At 43.7% G+C, this 17,559-nt stretch carries 19 protein-coding genes, 1 rRNA gene and 1 riboswitch; of the genes, 12 read left to right on the top strand and 8 right to left on the bottom strand.

Annotated features, from left to right (window positions below; all coding sequences use genetic code 11):
• The first annotated feature begins 72 nt into the window (after nt 1-72).
• Nucleotides 73-1,164: a 3-deoxy-7-phosphoheptulonate synthase gene (locus ACE3T3_RS10030; RefSeq protein WP_374666490.1), complete on the top strand. Its 1,092-nt coding sequence runs from the start codon at nt 73-75 to the stop codon at nt 1,162-1,164.
• Nucleotides 1,165-1,241: 77 nt separating this feature from the next.
• Nucleotides 1,242-1,766, top strand: a complete 525-nt coding sequence (locus tag ACE3T3_RS10025; protein WP_374666488.1) for a protein tyrosine phosphatase family protein — start codon at nt 1,242-1,244, stop codon at nt 1,764-1,766.
• Here the strand turns inward: ACE3T3_RS10025 and ispF are convergent.
• On the bottom strand, nt 1,754-2,242 hold the full coding sequence (gene ispF / locus ACE3T3_RS10020) for a 2-C-methyl-D-erythritol 2,4-cyclodiphosphate synthase (RefSeq protein ID WP_374666486.1): 489 nt from the start codon (nt 2,240-2,242) through the stop codon (nt 1,754-1,756). The two genes, ACE3T3_RS10025 and ispF, sit on opposite strands and share 13 nt — an antisense overlap.
• A gap of 100 nt (nt 2,243-2,342) precedes the next feature.
• On the opposite strand from ispF, the gene ACE3T3_RS10015 reads away from it, so the two are divergent.
• Together ACE3T3_RS10015 and ACE3T3_RS10010 are read left to right on the top strand one after the other, a co-directional pair.
• The gene (locus ACE3T3_RS10015) at nt 2,343-2,990 is read left to right on the top strand and encodes a hypothetical protein (RefSeq protein ID WP_374666484.1); all 648 of its coding nucleotides are present in this window, start codon (nt 2,343-2,345) and stop codon (nt 2,988-2,990) included.
• A gap of 102 nt (nt 2,991-3,092) precedes the next feature.
• The gene (locus tag ACE3T3_RS10010; protein WP_374666482.1) at nt 3,093-3,956 is read left to right on the top strand and encodes an NPP1 family protein; all 864 of its coding nucleotides are present in this window, start codon (nt 3,093-3,095) and stop codon (nt 3,954-3,956) included.
• 73 nt (nt 3,957-4,029) lie between these two features.
• On the opposite strand, the gene ACE3T3_RS10005 is transcribed toward ACE3T3_RS10010, so the two are convergent.
• The gene (locus tag ACE3T3_RS10005) at nt 4,030-5,271 is read right to left on the bottom strand and encodes a D-amino acid dehydrogenase (protein WP_374666480.1); all 1,242 of its coding nucleotides are present in this window, start codon (nt 5,269-5,271) and stop codon (nt 4,030-4,032) included.
• Between the two features lie 146 nt (nt 5,272-5,417).
• Nucleotides 5,418-5,506: riboswitch (glycine riboswitch) on the bottom strand.
• A gap of 186 nt (nt 5,507-5,692) precedes the next feature.
• Between ACE3T3_RS10005 and ACE3T3_RS10000 the strand changes: the two genes are divergently transcribed.
• Both ACE3T3_RS10000 and ACE3T3_RS09995 read left to right on the top strand, forming a co-directional pair.
• Nucleotides 5,693-6,469 carry a hypothetical protein gene (locus ACE3T3_RS10000; protein WP_374666478.1) on the top strand — a complete coding sequence of 259 codons (777 nt, stop codon included), beginning with the start codon at nt 5,693-5,695 and terminating at the stop codon, nt 6,467-6,469.
• Nucleotides 6,470-6,766: 297 nt separating this feature from the next.
• Nucleotides 6,767-7,291 (top strand): hypothetical protein, encoded by a 525-nt coding sequence (locus ACE3T3_RS09995; protein WP_374666476.1) that lies wholly within the window; start codon nt 6,767-6,769, stop codon nt 7,289-7,291.
• A gap of 119 nt (nt 7,292-7,410) precedes the next feature.
• On the opposite strand, the gene ACE3T3_RS09990 is transcribed toward ACE3T3_RS09995, so the two are convergent.
• The 4 genes from ACE3T3_RS09990 to ACE3T3_RS09975 form a co-directional block, all read right to left on the bottom strand.
• The gene (locus ACE3T3_RS09990; protein WP_374666474.1) at nt 7,411-7,941 is read right to left on the bottom strand and encodes a GNAT family N-acetyltransferase; all 531 of its coding nucleotides are present in this window, start codon (nt 7,939-7,941) and stop codon (nt 7,411-7,413) included.
• A 121-nt stretch (nt 7,942-8,062) separates the two neighbouring features.
• Nucleotides 8,063-9,157 carry a chorismate synthase gene (gene aroC, locus ACE3T3_RS09985; RefSeq protein ID WP_374666472.1) on the bottom strand — a complete coding sequence of 365 codons (1,095 nt, stop codon included), beginning with the start codon at nt 9,155-9,157 and terminating at the stop codon, nt 8,063-8,065.
• 13 nt (nt 9,158-9,170) lie between these two features.
• On the bottom strand, nt 9,171-10,181 hold the full coding sequence (gene prmB / locus ACE3T3_RS09980; protein ID WP_374666470.1) for a 50S ribosomal protein L3 N(5)-glutamine methyltransferase: 1,011 nt from the start codon (nt 10,179-10,181) through the stop codon (nt 9,171-9,173).
• A 72-nt stretch (nt 10,182-10,253) separates the two neighbouring features.
• Complete coding sequence (locus ACE3T3_RS09975; protein ID WP_374666468.1) at nt 10,254-10,649, bottom strand: lysozyme inhibitor LprI family protein; 396 nt, start codon at nt 10,647-10,649, stop codon at nt 10,254-10,256.
• Between the two features lie 146 nt (nt 10,650-10,795).
• Between ACE3T3_RS09975 and ACE3T3_RS09970 the strand changes: the two genes are divergently transcribed.
• The 6 genes from ACE3T3_RS09970 (at nt 10,796) to ACE3T3_RS09945 (ending at nt 16,718) form a co-directional block, all read left to right on the top strand.
• A complete protein-coding gene (locus tag ACE3T3_RS09970) occupies nt 10,796-11,101 on the top strand; it encodes a hypothetical protein (protein ID WP_374666466.1) in 306 nt (101 codons plus the stop codon).
• 155 nt (nt 11,102-11,256) lie between these two features.
• Complete coding sequence (locus ACE3T3_RS09965; protein ID WP_374666464.1) at nt 11,257-12,630, top strand: ABC1 kinase family protein; 1,374 nt, start codon at nt 11,257-11,259, stop codon at nt 12,628-12,630.
• Between the two features lie 233 nt (nt 12,631-12,863).
• Nucleotides 12,864-14,150, top strand: a complete 1,287-nt coding sequence (locus ACE3T3_RS09960; protein WP_374666622.1) for an acyl-CoA dehydrogenase family protein — start codon at nt 12,864-12,866, stop codon at nt 14,148-14,150.
• Nucleotides 14,151-14,175: 25 nt separating this feature from the next.
• On the top strand, nt 14,176-15,375 hold the full coding sequence (locus tag ACE3T3_RS09955) for an acyl-CoA dehydrogenase family protein (RefSeq protein ID WP_374666462.1): 1,200 nt from the start codon (nt 14,176-14,178) through the stop codon (nt 15,373-15,375).
• Between the two features lie 112 nt (nt 15,376-15,487).
• Nucleotides 15,488-15,976: a GNAT family N-acetyltransferase gene (locus ACE3T3_RS09950; protein ID WP_374666460.1), complete on the top strand. Its 489-nt coding sequence runs from the start codon at nt 15,488-15,490 to the stop codon at nt 15,974-15,976.
• 238 nt (nt 15,977-16,214) lie between these two features.
• Nucleotides 16,215-16,718 carry a lytic transglycosylase domain-containing protein gene (locus tag ACE3T3_RS09945; RefSeq protein ID WP_374666458.1) on the top strand — a complete coding sequence of 168 codons (504 nt, stop codon included), beginning with the start codon at nt 16,215-16,217 and terminating at the stop codon, nt 16,716-16,718.
• Between the two features lie 5 nt (nt 16,719-16,723).
• Here ACE3T3_RS09945 and ACE3T3_RS09940 read toward each other — a convergent pair whose 3' ends face one another.
• Entirely contained in the window at nt 16,724-17,272 is a 549-nt protein-coding gene (locus ACE3T3_RS09940) for a DUF4256 domain-containing protein (protein ID WP_374666456.1), read from the bottom strand.
• Between the two features lie 178 nt (nt 17,273-17,450).
• Nucleotides 17,451-17,559, bottom strand: a 5S ribosomal RNA gene (rrf, locus tag ACE3T3_RS09935); the annotation flags it as partial.

Raw genomic sequence — 17,559 nt, 5'->3', positions numbered from 1 at the left:
CCATGATGCCCTGCATTCATGTTATATTCGGGTCATGAAACAACCTTTTTGTATGAACAACCAGTGACGGCAATGAATACACAACAGTCAAACCCTATTACACAATCAGATATCGATGACGTGAATGTGAAAAGCATTCAGCCTCTTGTAACGCCAGCGGAACTCAAAAAAGAATTGCCTTTGACTGGAACTGCCTATCAAACTGTACTAAAAGGCCGCGAAACTGTACGCAAAATTTTAGATGGTGAAGATAAGCGCCTCTTCATTGTCATTGGGCCATGTTCTATTCACGATACGGTTGCAGCGCATGAATATGCAGACCGCCTGAAAGCGCTCAGCGATAAAATCAAAGATACCATTTATGTCATTATGCGCGTGTATTTTGAAAAACCGCGTACCACAGTCGGCTGGAAAGGCCTGATCAATGACCCGGACATGAATGACTCTTTCAATATTGAAAAAGGCCTGCGCATTGGCCGTCAATTGCTGCTTGAGCTGAATGAAAAAGGCTTGCCATGCGCAACTGAAGCGCTGGATCCGAACTCGCCACAGTATTATCAAGATTTAATCTCATGGTCGGCAATTGGCGCGCGTACAACAGAGAGCCAAACTCACCGTGAAATGTCTTCCGGCCTGTCTTCACCTGTCGGCTTTAAAAACGGCACAGATGGCGGTTTAACTGTTGCAACCAACGCGATGCAATCTGTGAAGCATGGCCACAGCTTCCTTGGCTTGAATGACCAAGGCCAGGTTTCTGTGATCCGCACCAGCGGCAACCCATATGCGCATGTCGTGCTGCGCGGCGGCAACGGCAAGCCAAACTATGATGCCGGTTCAGTTGCTGAAGCAGAAGCGGCCTTAGAAAAAGCCAAAGTCAGCGGCAAAATCATGATTGATGCCAGCCATGCCAACTCAAACAAAGACCCGTACTTACAGCCTTTGGTGTTGAAAAACATTACTGAGCAGATTTTAGACGGCAATAAATCAATTGTCGGCTTAATGGTGGAAAGCCATTTAAAAGGCGGCCGCCAAGACATTCCTGCTGACCTGTGCAGCTTAGAATATGGCAAATCAGTCACTGATGGCTGCATTGACTGGGAAACAACAGAAAAGACTCTTCTTGAGATGCACGAAGCGCTCAAAGATGTGCTGCCAAACCGCTAATAAGTCAAAAAACGCCATCGTCAAGATGGCGTTTTTATTTTATAGTGGCTACATGATTCAAAAGCAAAAATAACTGTATGAACGATATTGAAAATGGTTTATGCCAGATCGAAAACTTCCAGTTTATTCATGAACATTTGTTTAGCTCTGGACAGCCTACCGCGGATCAGCTGAAACTGATCAAAGAATACGGCGTAACAACCGTGATTAATCTTGCGCTGACGGATGCCAGCAATCATTTGGACAATGAAGACCGCATTTGCCTCGAATTGGGATTGAACTATATTCAATTGCCGATTCTGTGGGATACCCCTTCAGATGATCAATGCCTGCTGGTGCTGGATATGCTGGATCATCTGGTGCAGGAGCAAATGGTCTGGGTTCACTGCGCGAAAAACTTCCGTGTCAGCAGCCTGATGTATCTCTACCGTCAGTATTGCATGAATATGGATATGCCGTCCGCACAGGAGCTTATGCATCAGATCTGGGAGCCGAATGAAACCTGGACGGGTTTAATTCATGCCGTTTCACTGCAGCTGCAAGGCAGAAAATCCACCAAAGAACTGCAGCATTCCCTTATTCATCCTGATCATTTCGCATGAACAACCAATACGGTTGCCATCGATAAAATTCCTTCCTGACGGCCAGTGAACCCTAATTTTTCAGTGGTCGTTGCTTTGACGCTGACTTGCGTAATATCAACGTCCAGCACATCTGCAATGCTTTGACGCATTTCTAAATTATGCTTCGCCAATTTTGGACGTTCACAAGCCACCGTAATATCGGCATTAGACAGCTCATAACCGCGGTCTAAAATCAGCTGATACACATGTTTCAGCAGCACTTTGCTATCTGCACCCTTAAAGTTCGGGTCTGTGTCTGGGAAATGCTGGCCGATATCGCCCAAAGCCAATGCGCCAAGCAATGCATCACATAAAGCATGCAAAACCACATCACCATCTGAATGCGCTTTCAAGCCATGTGTATGCGGAATTTTCACACCCGCCAAGGTAACGAACTCGCCTTCTTCAAAAGCATGTACATCCAGTCCCTGACCGATTCTAATTTGTGCAGCCATCGCATTCTTCCTTTAGAAATAAACGATTGTAATCTTGTATTCACGCTTTCTATTTCGCTATAGTTAGAGCCAGCGCAACGTAGTGAAAGTATAAGCGATCATGCTGTTGAAATCTGATATAAATATCATCAAAACCATTGCAATTGGCTTAAGCCTCAGCTTTTGTTTCTCAAGCACGTCCTTTGCTGAAGCCATAGACTGTTCAGCTCCAGGCCATTCACTGCAAAAAGTGTGTTCTTCTGCATTTGATAAACAGCGTGATCATTTAGACAACCTTTACCTTACTTCACTGCTGGTCACTGACGCGCCAGCCCGGATCATCAAAGATACTCAGCTGATGTGGGTACAGCGTTTACAGCAATGCAGAAGCATGGATTGCTATAAGCAGCAAATTGATTTGCGCGCGGATGATCTGAATATTTTTGTCTCGCTCAATCAAAGCTTAACGCAGCATTACTTAAAATTTGAAGATGGCGGCTTTGCGCAGCAGCAAGTGCACATAAAAGTGCATCAGCTCAGCAAAGACCGCATTAAAATTGAAGGCATCGCCTACCGCAGTCCGAATAACCGCATGGATCGGCAAAGCATTGCTTTTTTAGCCTACACCACGCCAGATCAAAAAACTGAAATTATGGATAATGAACATGACTGCAAATACCAGTTCAGCTACAGCAAAGCGCTGCTTGCAGTCAAAACGGCGCAAAAAGGCTGTGAACGGTTTGCGGGCATTTATCGTTTGTATGACTAAAACTTTATAGACTTTATTAATATCAAATACTTATTTATAGGTATTCTAAGTAATTTTTTAGCCCTTTATATTTTAATTACATTATTTATTAGGGGTTAAACAATGAATATTAAATTACTTTTAGGCTCTTTTTGCTTTGCAGCAATCTCTTCCCAAACTCAGGCATGGCAAACTGAAACTTGTTCAAACAATAGCAATCAGCCTGCATGCGCCACCGTTTCTTCAGAAGCCTTGCCTCAGCCTTTTAACTTTGGCCAACTGAATGCCAAAGTCGTTTTTGGTTTTGGAAATGACGGCTGCCTGCTTTCCAGCCCAGTCACTGCAATTTCTGGACAATTACAGCCAAATCCTGGTATGCCAAATGAAAAACCTTACGACAGTAAATGCGCCTACAACGATCAATTAGATCGAGCAAAAGTTATTGTTAAAGAATATAAAACTGAAAAAAATGGCAATCAGTATATAGTCCGGATATTTGGCATGTACGCGGTAAAAGATGTCGGTATATTTACACCTTTATTTGGACACAAACATGAATGGGAACATGCGCTGCTCTATATAAAAAACAATAAAGTTGAATATGTAGGCGCGTCACAACATACAGAAGTCAAAATATACTCTAGCCAAGAGGTTCCGCACCTATTAAATCAACCCAATACCTTTCCTTTAAAGTACGTCATTCATAAAGGAACGCACGATTTCAGTAAATATGACGGTAAAATACAAGATGGACAATTTGTTCCTCAAGCTGCAAATCCAACGCCCAATGGAAAATGGTTTGGCGAGGACAATCGTGCCTATATTGAATATAAAGAACAATCTGATCAGGCTGCACTGCCATCTCAATATATTGCAATATTGAAAAATTGGCACAACGGTGGAATCAATTTGAAAGTGGGAAATATTGAATATATCAACAAGTGGCTTCCTGACCCATGGAAAAAAGAACAGGTAAAATTTAAATAATATTCAGAAGGTACATATTGATGCGCCTTCTTCATCCTATTTTTCAATTTATTGATAAACTGCTTTTAACATTTTATAAGCGATGCGCTTGCGCAACCTGCTGACTGATCATAGCCGCTGTCGCCGCCGAAAGCGTCCAGCCCAAATGCCCATGCCCTGTATTGTAAAAGACCCGCTCCCGCTTGCCCCGATTTACGATCGGCATCATATTCGGCATCATTGGCCTTAACCCGGCCCACGGAACTGAAAATTCGGTGCTTAGATCAAAGTTACGGTTCACCCAATCAATCAGCGGCTGGATTCGGTCTGAACGGATATCACGGTTATAGCCATTAAATTCCGCTGTACCGGCAACGCGCAAACGGTCTGCGCCTAAGCGTGAAGTTACAATTTTCGCGCTTTCATCCAGCAGGCTCACCCACGGCGCCTGCTGCTGGCTGTGCCCGTCACGCAGTTCTACGGTAATTGAATAGCCTTTGACTGGATAGACGTTGACCCGATCACCCAGCATATCCGCCAGCTGATAGCTGCCCACACCGCCGCAAACCACCAGGGCATCTGCATTTAAGGTATCCGTTTGATCCGCATCATCAACATTTTCATCACTGGCTTTCATTTGAATCGAAACACCATTGGCCTGATGCGATATCGACGTAACCTCTAAACCAAAACGGTATTCCACGCCATTTCTTTGCGTGACAGCCGCTAAGCCCGCTGTAAATTTATGAATATCGCCGGTTGCATCTCCTGGGCAATAAAACCCGCCGTAATAATCTCCTTTCAAGCTCGGCTCAATCGACTTAATCTCATCATTGCTGACCGCATGGCGCTCTAGGCCACCTTCACACAGCATATCGTTGACACGAATTGCCGTATCATAGTCGGTTTTGCTGTGATAAAAATGCAGGATGCCGCGTTTTTCCAAATTGAAATCAATCTGTTCTTTTTCCGCAATTTCAAATAAGCGCTGCCGCGCCAGCAAGGCTAAGCGCACCGTTTCTTGGGTATTTTCTTTGTAATGCTTAATATTGCCCAAAAATTCCATCAGCCATGCATATTTATGCATGCTGAAGCTTGGATTCAGCAGCAATGGCGCAGATTTTTGCGACATCCATTTGATGCCTTTCAAAACGGTAGATTTTTGATTCCAGACTTCTGCATTGCAGGCCGACAGCTGTCCGCCATTGGCAAAGGACGTTTCCATCGCCGGAAACAGATGCTTATCAATGACCGTGACATCATAGCCCAGCAGGTTCAATTCGTAGGCAGTCGTTACTCCGGTAATTCCTGCACCAATCACTGCAATTCGACACATAGGCACTCCTTAAAATGCATCAAGCATTTCAAATCTTTGCGCCTCATCTGTTTGGGTACCTGAGAGCTTCAATCCATCTAAATAATTGCAGATGAACCTTCCCCCTTCGGTGAGCATCTTTGATTCATGCTTCTCTCCAGATTTTTTCAATTACTGCAGTCCTTTTGCCTGAGAGTTTCCTGAGGCTTTGCTCCTTCGGCGAGCGCGGAGAGCGCTTCTCTCCTGCAATAATTGTGATATGCGTTTTTTTTATAACGGTTATTTATAATATGAGCAATTTTTATACCATATCCAAGTCTTATTTTGAAATTTATCTTGAGATTGCGCTATAGCGCTTAGAAAATTTAGCAAAATAATGCTTTTTCAGGGGCTTATTGCCCTTTAAAATCTATACCAATTCTCACAATGCAACAAGATTCCAATGCGCGCTTACAGTTTCAGCGACTTTTCAGAGCAAATTCTGCACCACTCAATAGATGAACTCACTCAATCATCCTTGCTGCAGATCGGCGCATCCGGTCATCTCAGCAGTTTCTACACGCCATTTGATGCGGTGAATGCAGATGCAAAAGTGGTCTTTGTCGGCATCTGCCCGGGCCAGCAGCAATGGCGCAATGCTTTGCTGGCGGCGCAAAATGCCATGAAGCAAGGTTTCAATGCCAGTGACACGCTGAAACACGCAAAAATGACCGGCGCTTTCAGCGGGCCAATCCGCAGCAATTTGGTGCAAATTTTGGATCATATTGGACTGCAGGAAAAATTGGGCATTGCATCAGCCCAACAGCTGTTTGATGAACAGCACGCTATGGTGCATATGACTTCTGTGCTACGCCAGTGCATCTTAAACAAAGGCAAAAATTATTCCGGCGCATCGCCTAATATGCTGAAGAATGAATTTTTAAAGCAGCACATAGAAACTTATTTTTTAGCGGAAATTTCATTGCTGCCAAATGCAGTTTACGTCCCTTTTGGCGCATGTGTAGTTGAAGCGCTGTATGCAATATCACGCTTAGGCTATTTAAGCGAAGCGCAAATTTTAGATGGTTTTCCTCACCCGTCAGGCGCCAATGCAGAACGCATTAAATACTTTCTGGGCCAAAAGCGCGCTGCTGATTTGTCTGCAGCCACAAACCCGCATGTGATTGATGAAGCTAAACAAAAACTCATGGCCAAACTGCAAAAGCTGGATTTTCATTAATGGCCGGCTTGCTGCAGATCAGCGAGAAAAATCAGGACTTGCCTTTTTCTCTGTCTAATTAAATAAATTGACCTTGATTCTATTGCCGGTTTTAAAGCCTGATCCCGGAGAAGATGCGCTTGCAGATACGATCGCATTGATGCGTTCAATTCTCTCTAAAAAATGAAATAGCAGCAGCTTATCCGCTGAAATCAGACAAACAGCAATGTGATAGATTTTACTTTTTGAGTTTTATATGTGACTATTTCGCATAAAATAAATATTACTTAATAAAAATAATGTGTTTTAGGAAAATTCATGAAAAATTATTTGCTCTTCACCGCACTCAGTGTATTGCTTTCAGGCTGTCTTGTTGTAAAGTCACATACAGGCTCCACACCGGAAACTATCGCAAAAGGCGTTAAAACCGTAGAAAACTCCAAAGCCGTGACCCGTACTACAACACGCGGTTCATTGCTCTGTGAGCATGCTCCGGGCTGCCCGGAAATGGCGATTGATTGGAAACAAAACCGCGGCGCTTATGATATTTCAATGCACATCTACGGCCCAGACCGAATTGGCATGAAGGCATTTACCTTTATTGTCGATGGCAGCCACTATTCTTACAGCACCCAAAGTGCAACGTCTTACCGGTCTTTAGAAAACTCAAACGTTCTCGAGTCTGCCAACACAGTACGCGTACCGTCCAGCTTATTCAGCCGTTTTAAAAATGCGCAGAATATCCAAGTGCAAATCAACACAAATCAAAAGGATATCAGCTATGCCATGCTCAGCAATGGCAAACAGTCCAAAGCTTATCAGCTGTTCCTGCGTGCTTATTGATTGATATTCCTTTCAATGAGCGGAGAAATATGCTGTACATTTAACCTTATTTAGGCGCATGACCAGCATGCGTCTTTTCTTAACTGCTCTGCGGCACTATTTCAGGTATTGGCTAGGTTTTAGCTGAGCTTTTTATTCAAATGCACTAAGTGCAAATCGACTAAGGGCATGCCTACATTCGCGTCAACAGGATAAGCTTCGATGTGCTCAGTTTGCACATAACCGCAGCGCTCATAAAAAGCAATCAGTTCAGCCCTGACACTCAGTACATACATTTCCAGCCGCTGAACAGCACTATAATTTTTCCGGACATGCTGTTCAGCAAAATTAAGCAGCGCCCTGCCCAAGCCCATATTCTGCTGAAAAGGATCTACACAGAAACTGCCAATTTTAACTTTATCGGCGTTAAGGGTTAATCCAATGCATCCGTAAATTTGCTGTGGCTGGTGTACATGGTTTTCCAGCACCCAAAGTTTAAACTTTGGATGCCTAACATTGTCCACGAGCTGTTCATAGCTAATTCTAGCGCCTTCTACAATTGCCGTTTCATTGGTCCAGCTTTGGCCTGCATTGCTGCGGTAAGCCTGGTTCATCAGTGCTGATAAATAAGCTAAGTCTTCTTGCCTTGCAGGACGTATATTCCAGTTCATCTTAATTGCTATAATTTTGAATTAGTTAGATTTTTATAATCATAAAGCATTTAGCCATCAAAAATAAAAAAACCAGTCAATTGACTGGTTTTTGTGCATGCAAATACTTATGAGAAATGCATTATTTCGGTTCAATCGGTGCAAATGGCGCAACTACATCTGCATTTTGCGCACGGTTACGCATGAAATGATCCATCAGCACAATCGCCAGCATTGCCTCTGCAATTGGGGTTGCGCGAACGCCGACACACGGATCATGACGGCCTTTGGTCAATACATCAGTATTTTCGCGTTCAATGGTAATGGTTTTGCCCGGTGTGGTGATGGATGCGGTCGGTTTTAATGCAATCGCCACTCGAATATCCTGCCCGCTGGAAATACCGCCCAAGATACCGCCTGCATGATTGGCCAGAAAGCCATCCGTTGTCAGTTCGTCACGGGTTGCGTGGCCAAACTGCTCAGCAACGCCAAAACCATCGCCAATTTCAACACCTTTTACAGCATTGATTGACATCATGGCATGCGCAATATCCGCATCCAAACGGTCAAATACAGGCTCGCCCCAGCCAACCGGCACTTTAGACGCAATGATTTCGAGCTTCGCGCCGCAGCTGGTGCCTTGCTCACGAAGTGATGTCACCAATGCTTCAAAACGCGGAACAGCATCAGCATCGCCGCAGAAAAATGGATTGTTTGAAACTTCATTCCAATCCAGTTTTTCCGCTTTTTCTGTGCCGATTTGCGTCACATGACCGCGGATTTCAATCCCGAATTTTTCGGCCAAGAACTTTTTGGCAATCGCGCCGGCAGCAACCCGCATCGCAGTTTCACGCGCGCTTGAACGGCCACCGCCACGGTAATCACGGAAACCGTACTTTTGCGTATAGGTATAGTCTGCGTGACCCGGACGGAAAGTCTGTGCAATATTGCCGTAGTCTTTCGATTTTTGATCCGTATTGCGAATCAGCAGGCCAATCGAAGTGCCTGTGGTTTTGCCTTCAAACACGCCTGAAATAATTTCGACTTCATCCGGTTCTTTACGCTGAGTCGCATACTTAGATGTACCCGGTTTGCGGCGGTCCAAATCTTTTTGCAGATCTTCGGCAGACAGCGCCAAGCCCGGCGGTACGCCATCCACAATGGCCATCAGGCCAACACCATGAGATTCACCGCACGTCGTTACACGGAAGAGTTGACCGATACTATTGCCTGCCATGTTCAACGGCTCCTTATGCTTGAACAGATTGGATGAATAAATCTCGATATGTGCGGCACTGCTCAGCAGTCAGCGCAAAAATACCTGTACCGCCTTTTTGAAACTGCAGCCAGTAAAAATCAACAGTATTGAAGTTTTGACGCATCGCCCATTCTGAGTTGCCCACTTCAATCACAATTAAGCCGTCTTCAGTTAAGTAATCTGCAGCCTGCGCCAGCATTTTACGCACCAAATCCAAACCGTCCTGACCTGCGGCCAATGCCATTTCAGGTTCGTGGTGGAATTCTTCCGGCAAATCCGCCATGTCTTCCGCATCCACATAAGGCGGGTTAGACACGATTAAATCATATTGATTTTCAGCAGGAATTTTTGCAAATAAATCAGATTCAAGCAATGCAACTTGATATTGTTTATTGTGATGTTCGCAGTTGATTTGCGCCACTTCAAGCGCATCTTTTGACAAGTCTGTCGCATCAACTTCCGAATCAGGAAAGGCATAAGCCAAGGCGATGGCAATGCAGCCAGACCCTGTGCACATATCCAAAATGCGCTGCGGAGTTTTCGGATTCGGATTTTCCGGCAGGCCATTCACTGCTGCGCCCATCTCGCCATTTTCGCCTAAGCAATATGGCGCAAAACGGTTTTCAATCAGCTCTGCAATAGGAGAACGTGGAATTAACACACGTTCATCCACATAAAATGGCTTGCCGAAGAAATAAGACAGGTTTAACAAATATGAAGTTGGCACTTTTTCATTGATGCGGCGCTCCAGCAGCGCTAAAAATTCAGCAGCTTCGCTCGGCAGCACTTTGGCATCTAAAATTTCAGCGTCCGCATTCCAGTCCAAAGACAGTGTTTGCAGCACTAAAGCTGAACTTTCAGCGAAATAATCTTCTGTACCTTGGCCTAAATGTGCATCGTATTGACGTAAGGCTGAAACACCAAAGCGGATAAAATCACGGATTGTGGTTAAATTTTCAGCGGCTTCCTGCAAATGTTCAGGGCTAATAGTCGGTCGATCCACTTAAGGCGTCTCCAAGGTCATATTTTTAAAACGCCTTATGATACCTTAGTTTTAATGCTTTTATTTGAAAAATCACTTCTGAATTTTATTCTCCATGCGCACTTCCAGCATATCCGCATGAGACTCGGTCATCTGCAGTACACAGCTTGAATTAGTGAGAGAATATTCTTTCAATTTTTTACCGCCAATCCCGCAGGCATTATCGCGTCTTTGCAGCCAGACCGTTTGAGATTGTTTGACCAATGGGCGATCTGCAGCGCTGGCATCATTCAATGTCATTTTAAATATTTTTTTCATGCGCTTATTTTGAACTTTAAATTCTTTCAATTGACACTTCACAATATTGCCGGACTGGCTTTGCGCATTGCGCATGCAAAGTTCGTATTTTTGCGAATATCCCAAAGCAAATGCCTGCATTGAAAGACCCGCACAGCATAAAAGCAGGCCTTGAACTAAAGGCTTCAACATATCCATTTCCCCAATGAAATCAATTTAATCGTTATAAATTTTATCCAGCATTTACAGCTCGTTTTCATTTGCTTGCAAAAACTGGATTGAAAATTAGAATTTAAACATAATATATAGACAAATCAGTTTAGATTAAATAAAAGTTTATGAGCTATAAACACAATAACCTGATGGCCATGCGCCAAAGTTACTGGAATGACTCCCTCTCGGCACAAGTCATGGAGGAAAAAAAGTTTTTCCAGCAGGTTTTAATGCAATATGAAATTTTTCCTGCCCCTACAGCTGAAGATGCTAAACATCTTTTTTTCAGCTTTCCCAGCATTATTATCGTCAAAGGCTATGCCAGCGGATTTATGCATCAATCTGTTCAAAAGCTGATTTTCCAGCATGTGCAAAGCCATAAATTTGAATTGCAGCAAAAATCTGAAATGAAAATCAAATTCAATATTTAAGCTCTGGAATTTAGCTGCTGTTTGGCCGAACCGTTCCATTGCAGCATAACTTTACTGGCTATTCAGCATGTTAAACTTTTTTAATACGCGCAGACACGGTAAGATTCGCTACAATGAATTACTTTGCTATTTGCTGATTAAAGGATTTAGTTTACATGTCAGATCAGAACGATAAGCTCAAACAACTGAAAACTTCATCTATGGATCGACGCTTATCGATTGCAAAAGCATCTTTACTTGCAGGAACCCGCTGGGCTGCTTCAAACGCTACGTCAATTTTTTCCAATGAAGAAGAAAAAGAGAAAAAGCGCAAGAAGGCCATGAAAGACCAAGCGGAGTACCTCGTCGCTGAAATTGGCAAATTGAAAGGCTCAATTGTAAAAATTGGGCAAATGATGGCATTGTATGGCGAGCATTTTCTGCCTGAAGAAATCACGCAAGCCCTAAATACTTTAAATAATCAAACTGTTGCGCTTGCATGGCCGGCTATCAAAGAACAGCTGCATGCACAGCTTGGGTCAAAACTGAATGATCTAACCATTGACCGTGAACCCTTGGGCACGGCCTCTTTAGCGCAGGTTCACCGCGCAATCCGAAAATCAGATGGCTTGGAAATCGTTTTAAAAATTCAATATCCCGGTGTTGCCAATGCCATAGATTCCGACATGAATCTATTTCGGAATATGCTGAAACTGACCCGCATGGTTCCGCAAACCCGCGAATTTGATCAATGGTTCGACGAAGTGCGCGAAATGATGCACCGCGAAGTCAACTATAAAATTGAAGCGGAAACCACCCGCCGCTTTGCTTCCCGCTTAAAAGAAGATCCGCGCTATATCGTGCCGCAAATCATTGATGAATACTGCACAGACCAAGTGCTGTGCATGACTTTTGAACGCGGCGTTCCCATCAACAGCCCGGTTATGCTGTCCTTGCCGCAAGAGCGCCGCAATGCCTTAGGTGAAGCTTCACTTGAAATTGCAGTGCGCGAATTATTTGAATGGGGCGAAATGCAGACCGACCCGAACTTTGGCAACTACCTGGTCCGCTTAGGCAATGGCGACGATGCGCATGATAAAATTGTCCTGCTGGATTTCGGCGCGATTCGTCAATTTGATCAGCATTTGCTGAAAGTTGCGCACAACTTAATCTTTGCAGGCTTTAATCACGATGCGGATGAAATGGTTAAGGCCATGACCGGATACAGTTTCTTTGATTCCATCCCGCAAAGCATTAAACCGGATATGGCTAAAGTCTTTTTACTGGCCACAGAAGCGTTCAGCACGCCTCTAAATAATCCGGATCTACCTGCTGGCGTAATGGACGAACAAAACCGCTATGACTGGAAAAAAAGCCAGCTGCACAGCCGTGTCATGCAGCAAGCCTCTAAATCCATGGCTTCGCGCTACTTCAGTGTGCCGCCTAAAGAGTTCATGTTTATCAGCCGTAAATTTATTGGCGCGTATACATTCATGACGGTCATTGAAGCAAAAACCAATGTCAGAAAAATGATCCAAAAATACAAATAGCAATTTTTTGACCTGAATCACTTTTGTCATTCAGGTCAATCCATCTCGTCATCCGCTGTTTTAAAAAATAAAATAATTTATAAAAATCATATTATTAATATTTTTTATACTAATACTTTAACCACTCATCATTGACAATCAACTATGTCAGTTATGACATGGTTTTTTCATTTCCTGCATGTCAGCATAAATTTAGGAAAACATCTCTTTCTGGAAAAACAAAAATGAATGATATGGTCAATAAAGCGCAAGGATTTGGGCTGTCACTGCTTACAAAAATTGCAGGCAGTGATGTATTAGATCAATTAAAGCTGAGAAAATTCATAGAGAAATCTCTCTATCAAAGCTCAAAAGCCAGCTTTAAAACTTTAAGCAAAACGCAAAAAGCGTTTAAACCGCAAAATAATGTGCATAAACAGCGCCTGCCCAATCAGTCCAAATCGTTATTTGATTTAAGCCTGTCCGAAGAGCAGCAAATGACCTGCGATGCCATGCAGCAATTTGCACAGGAAGTGCTCTATCCCTTAGCGCATTCAGCAGATCAAAATGAAAAATTCCCTGCAGAACTGTATCAATACTGCACCGATTTAGGTTTAAATTTTTATGCTTTGCCGGAAGCGCTTGGCGGCGTAGCTGCTGAAAAAAACATCATCAGCAATATCCTCATTGTAGAACAGCTGGCGCAAGGCGATTTCAGCTTGAGCGCAGGACTGCTGTCCACCTTCGGCGTGATCAACGCCATCACCCAATGGGGTTCTGAACATATACAATCGAAATATCTGCCGGCCTTTGCTGAAGATGCAGAGACTCAGGCCAGTTTTGCCGTACAGGAAACAACGCCTGCATTCAATCCGTTTCAGTTAAAAACCAAAGCCGTCAGGAATGGCAATCAATACCGCATTAATGGTGAAAAGACTCTGGTTTTGCTTGGCGAATCTGCTGATCTCTTATTGGTTTCAGCAGAATGTGAAGGCACACCTGAAGTCTTTACCGTCATCCGTGATCACAGCATTACGGTTAAAAAAACGCCGGCTATGGGGCTTAAAGCTGCCGAAACAGTTACCCTGCACTTCAATAATACCCCTGCAGAACGTTTGGGCGATGACGATTTTGACTACACTGCGTTCTTAGATCTAGGCAATTTAATGTGGTGCGCAATGGCGATTGGCACTTGTGAAGCAGTGAAAAAATATTGCATTCAATATGCTAATGAACGCACTGCATTTGGTGAGCCTATTTCACACCGTCAAAGTGTCGCATTTATGATTGCCGATATGGCCATTGAAATCGATGCCATGCGCATGCTGGTGCTCAATGCCGCAAGCCTTGCCGAATCAGGCAAGCCATTTCATCGTGAAGCCTATTTAGCGCGCCTGCTGTGTGCTGAAAAATCCATGGAGATTGGCACAGATGGCGTGCAGATTTTAGGCGGTCACGGCTTTACCAAAGAGCATCCGGTAGAACGCTGGTACCGCGATTTGCGCGCAACGGCAATCATGCATTCTGGCCTGCATGCCTGATATAAGAAAAAAAGGAGTATATAACATGAATTTGCAGAACCCTAAAAAATTTAAAATGCTGATAGATCAAGCGCATGAAGTTGCACTCAATGTCCTGCGCCCAATTTCCCGCAAATATGACAAAGCGGAACATGCTTATCCCAAAGAGCTTGATATGCTCTCATCCCTGGTCGACGGAATGAACGAAGGCGGCGACGGCATGAACGCAGGCGCGGCAGTGAATAAACGCGGCGACACTGAGGCTGGCAATAAAAATGGCATCAACATGTCGACTGCGCTCAGCATTATAGAAATGTGCTATGGTGATACAGGGCTTTTGCTGAGCATGCCGCGCCAAGGCCTTGGCAACTCAGCCATTGCCGCTGTTGCGAACGATGAACAGCTGGACCGCTTGAAAGGCACTTGGGCCGCTATGGCAATTACGGAGCCTAGTTGCGGTTCAGACTCGGCCGCCATTCGCACCACAGCAGTAAAAAATGGCGATGACTACATTCTGAATGGCGAAAAAATCTTTGTCACTTCCGGCGAGCGAGCTGATTCCATTGTGGTTTGGGCCACATTGGATAAAAAACTGGGTCGTGCCGCGATCAAGTCTTTTGTGGTAGCCAAAGGTACACCTGGCATGAAAGTAGAGCGCTTAGAGCATAAGCTGGGCATCAAAGCTTCAGATACAGCCGCCATCAGCTTCATTGACTGCCGTGTGCCTGCAGCGAATCTATTGGGCAACCCAGAAATTGATGTCGCCAAAGGTTTTGCCGGAGTCATGGAAACATTCGACAATACCCGCCCTCTCGTTGCAGCCATGGCTATTGGCTGTGCAAAAGCATCCTTAGAACGCATTAAAGAAATCTTTAAAGATCAGCTGGATGATCAATATGCAACACCATATTTGCAGACCTCAAATCTGGCCGCGCAAATCTACCGCATGGAATCGGAGTGGGAAGCTGCCCGCCTGTTGATGGTTAAAGCCGCATGGATGGCGGATAATAAAAAGCCAAACTCACGTGAGGCCTCAATTGCAAAAGCCAAAGCGGGCCGCGTAGGCAATGAAATTACACTCAAATGTGTAGAGCTTGCAGCAAGCGTTGGCTATAATGAAGATGAATTGCTGGAAAAATGGGCGAGAGATTCTAAAATTTTAGATATTTTTGAAGGCACGCAGCAGATTCAGCAACTGATTATCGCTCGCCGTGAACTTGGAAAATCATCCAGTGAGCTGAAATAAAATGCAGGCATCACATTGATGCTGTTTATTTTTATCTCGCTTAAAGATGGATTTTTATAGTAAAACAGACTATAACAATCCATCTTTACTGATTTTCCAATCCATTTAATCTATGTATAAAATCCGCACCATCGAACAAAAAGACAATGCTCCAATTGCCTATATTATCCGTGAAGTTTCCAAAGAATTTGGCTTAGCCGCTGAGTCTGGTTTCGCTGTTGCAGATCCAATCTTAGACAATCTGTATGACGTTTATCAGCACACCAACTCGCACTATTGGGTAATTGAAAATGCTGAAGGACAGATTCTAGGCGGCGGCGGCATTTCACCGCTTCAGGGGGATTCCAGTATTTTAGAAATACAAAAAATGTACTTTGCTGCCGAAATCCGCGGCCAAGGATTTGCAAAACAAATCCTCAACCTTGCATTTGAATTTGCGATACAGCATGGCGTTGATTTTTGCTATTTAGAAACCACTGCTGATTTATTGCGAGCCGTCAAACTCTATGAAAAACTCGGTTTCCAGCATTTATCTGCGCCTAAAGGCAATACTGGGCATAGCCATGCCTGTGAAATATGGATGCTGAAAACTTTAATATAAGCCAATCGCCTGCATTCTGCGATTTCAGCAGGTTTAAACTCTCGGTCCTTGCTAAAGCTGTGGCAGATTAACAAATTCGACACAGCTTAAAGCTTTGAAATGATTGACTGCTCAAGCAATGCTGAATAATATTTTGAATTAATTTAAAGACCAGACAGTAAATATTTTGTTTAATTTATCTTTATCGTTAAAAATCATAAATCCTCTTTCTAAAAATCTCACTGTGAAATCATTATGCATGCTGGTTACAGCGACTGTTTTTACTGGATGCTCTTCTTTAGGCAGCGGCTCGACAGAAAAGCGCGCAGCGAAACTTTCTGCAGGAATTCAGCGAGCCTATTCAGTTGAAGCCAATACGGCCAACCGGGTATCTCCCATGATTGTTCAAAGCGCTGAACGATATGATTTAGATCCGCTGCTTCTGGCTGCAGTTATCCGTCAAGAATCAAGTTACCGCAGCTATGTCACATCACCTGCCGGCGCAGTGGGTTTAACACAAATTATTCCACGATATTGGCAGAATACCTGCCCTGGCGATTTATTTGACGAATCCACCAATATTCAATGTGGCAGCTATATTATCGCCCGATATAAAAGCAGCGCGGGAAAATTACCTAAAGCATTGGCTTATTACAATGTTGGGCCTACAGGCTATAACAGCGACCGACGTATGAAAAAGCAAGGCAAACGCTATGCGAAGCAAGTCGAACAGCATCAAAAACTGTTAAAAAAAGCTTTATAAAATTGCTAGATGACGAGTTTACAGCGGAATCCGCGTGATGCGTAATAGGACTGCGCGCCATTATGATATGTAAATACGCGTCCATAACGCCGGTCACAAAATATTGCTCCGCCATTTATTCGAATATCTGGTGGAGTCAGCACCCAGCTCGACGTTTTTAAATCAAAGAAAAAAACATTCTGTAATGCCCTGTATTCTTCTTCTGTAATCAGCTTCGCTCCAATTGCTCTAAGCATATCAATAACATTATTTTCTGGCGGGTAATCCTTTCTGCTTTCTAATGCATCATGGTCATAACAGAGGCTGCGCCTCAGTTTTGGAGATTCTGAACTGCAGTCATAAAATACCAGTTGTTTTGATTTTTCAGAAATTACAACGATATCAGGTTCGCCGCCAGTCTGTTCCATTTCATGCAATATCCTTAATTTTTCAGGCTGTGCAATCAATTGTTTTTCAACATTCATCCACTTAAGTTTAGGATGACGATCCATATTGCTGTTAAAACGTTTTCCCAAAATATTTAAAATATTAACTTTTTCTAATTCATTCAGCATATGCAAGCCCTTTATTTTTCAATTTTTACAGTTTGCTTACTACTTTAACGAATTAAAGTCATTTCATATGTAAATTTTCAGCACAGCGCATGGCCTAAATCGGCTTTATTATTTTTCTTTTCTATCGCGCATAAAAAAATCCCCCTCAGCCATTAAGCGGAGGGGGATTTGAATAATGAGCTGGCGATGACTTACTCTCACATGGGTAACCCCACACTACCATCAGCGCTAAGAGGTTTCACTTCTGAGTTCGGGAAGGGATCAGGTGGTTCACTCTTGCTATTGTC

Origin of the sequence: Acinetobacter sp., from assembly GCF_041919735.1 — a bacterium.
GTDB lineage: Bacteria > Pseudomonadota > Gammaproteobacteria > Pseudomonadales > Moraxellaceae > Acinetobacter.
Note: the sequence above shows the minus strand (reverse complement) of the source record. Positions and strands in the feature narration are given on the sequence as shown.

Excerpts from the sequence above, each read along its gene's own strand:
- ACE3T3_RS09975 (WP_374666468.1), bottom strand. The coding sequence starts at position 10,649 with ATGTTGAAGCCTTTAGTTCAAGGCCTGCTTTTATGCTGTGCGGGTCTT.
- ACE3T3_RS09960 (WP_374666622.1), top strand. The coding sequence starts at position 12,864 with ATGGTCAATAAAGCGCAAGGATTTGGGCTGTCACTGCTTACAAAAATT.
- ACE3T3_RS09955 (WP_374666462.1), top strand. The coding sequence starts at position 14,176 with ATGAATTTGCAGAACCCTAAAAAATTTAAAATGCTGATAGATCAAGCG.
- ACE3T3_RS09945 (WP_374666458.1), top strand. The coding sequence starts at position 16,215 with ATGCTGGTTACAGCGACTGTTTTTACTGGATGCTCTTCTTTAGGCAGC.
- ACE3T3_RS09995 (WP_374666476.1), top strand. The coding sequence starts at position 6,767 with ATGAAAAATTATTTGCTCTTCACCGCACTCAGTGTATTGCTTTCAGGC.
- ACE3T3_RS10025 (WP_374666488.1), top strand. The coding sequence starts at position 1,242 with ATGAACGATATTGAAAATGGTTTATGCCAGATCGAAAACTTCCAGTTT.
- ACE3T3_RS09990 (WP_374666474.1), bottom strand. The coding sequence starts at position 7,941 with ATGAACTGGAATATACGTCCTGCAAGGCAAGAAGACTTAGCTTATTTA.
- ACE3T3_RS09970 (WP_374666466.1), top strand. The coding sequence starts at position 10,796 with ATGAGCTATAAACACAATAACCTGATGGCCATGCGCCAAAGTTACTGG.
- aroC (WP_374666472.1), bottom strand. The coding sequence starts at position 9,157 with ATGGCAGGCAATAGTATCGGTCAACTCTTCCGTGTAACGACGTGCGGT.
- ACE3T3_RS10005 (WP_374666480.1), bottom strand. The coding sequence starts at position 5,271 with ATGTGTCGAATTGCAGTGATTGGTGCAGGAATTACCGGAGTAACGACT.
- ACE3T3_RS09965 (WP_374666464.1), top strand. The coding sequence starts at position 11,257 with ATGTCAGATCAGAACGATAAGCTCAAACAACTGAAAACTTCATCTATG.
- ACE3T3_RS10015 (WP_374666484.1), top strand. The coding sequence starts at position 2,343 with ATGCTGTTGAAATCTGATATAAATATCATCAAAACCATTGCAATTGGC.
- ACE3T3_RS09940 (WP_374666456.1), bottom strand. The coding sequence starts at position 17,272 with ATGCTGAATGAATTAGAAAAAGTTAATATTTTAAATATTTTGGGAAAA.
- ACE3T3_RS10030 (WP_374666490.1), top strand. The coding sequence starts at position 73 with ATGAATACACAACAGTCAAACCCTATTACACAATCAGATATCGATGAC.
- ACE3T3_RS10010 (WP_374666482.1), top strand. The coding sequence starts at position 3,093 with ATGAATATTAAATTACTTTTAGGCTCTTTTTGCTTTGCAGCAATCTCT.
- ACE3T3_RS10000 (WP_374666478.1), top strand. The coding sequence starts at position 5,693 with ATGCGCGCTTACAGTTTCAGCGACTTTTCAGAGCAAATTCTGCACCAC.
- ACE3T3_RS09950 (WP_374666460.1), top strand. The coding sequence starts at position 15,488 with ATGTATAAAATCCGCACCATCGAACAAAAAGACAATGCTCCAATTGCC.
- ispF (WP_374666486.1), bottom strand. The coding sequence starts at position 2,242 with ATGGCTGCACAAATTAGAATCGGTCAGGGACTGGATGTACATGCTTTT.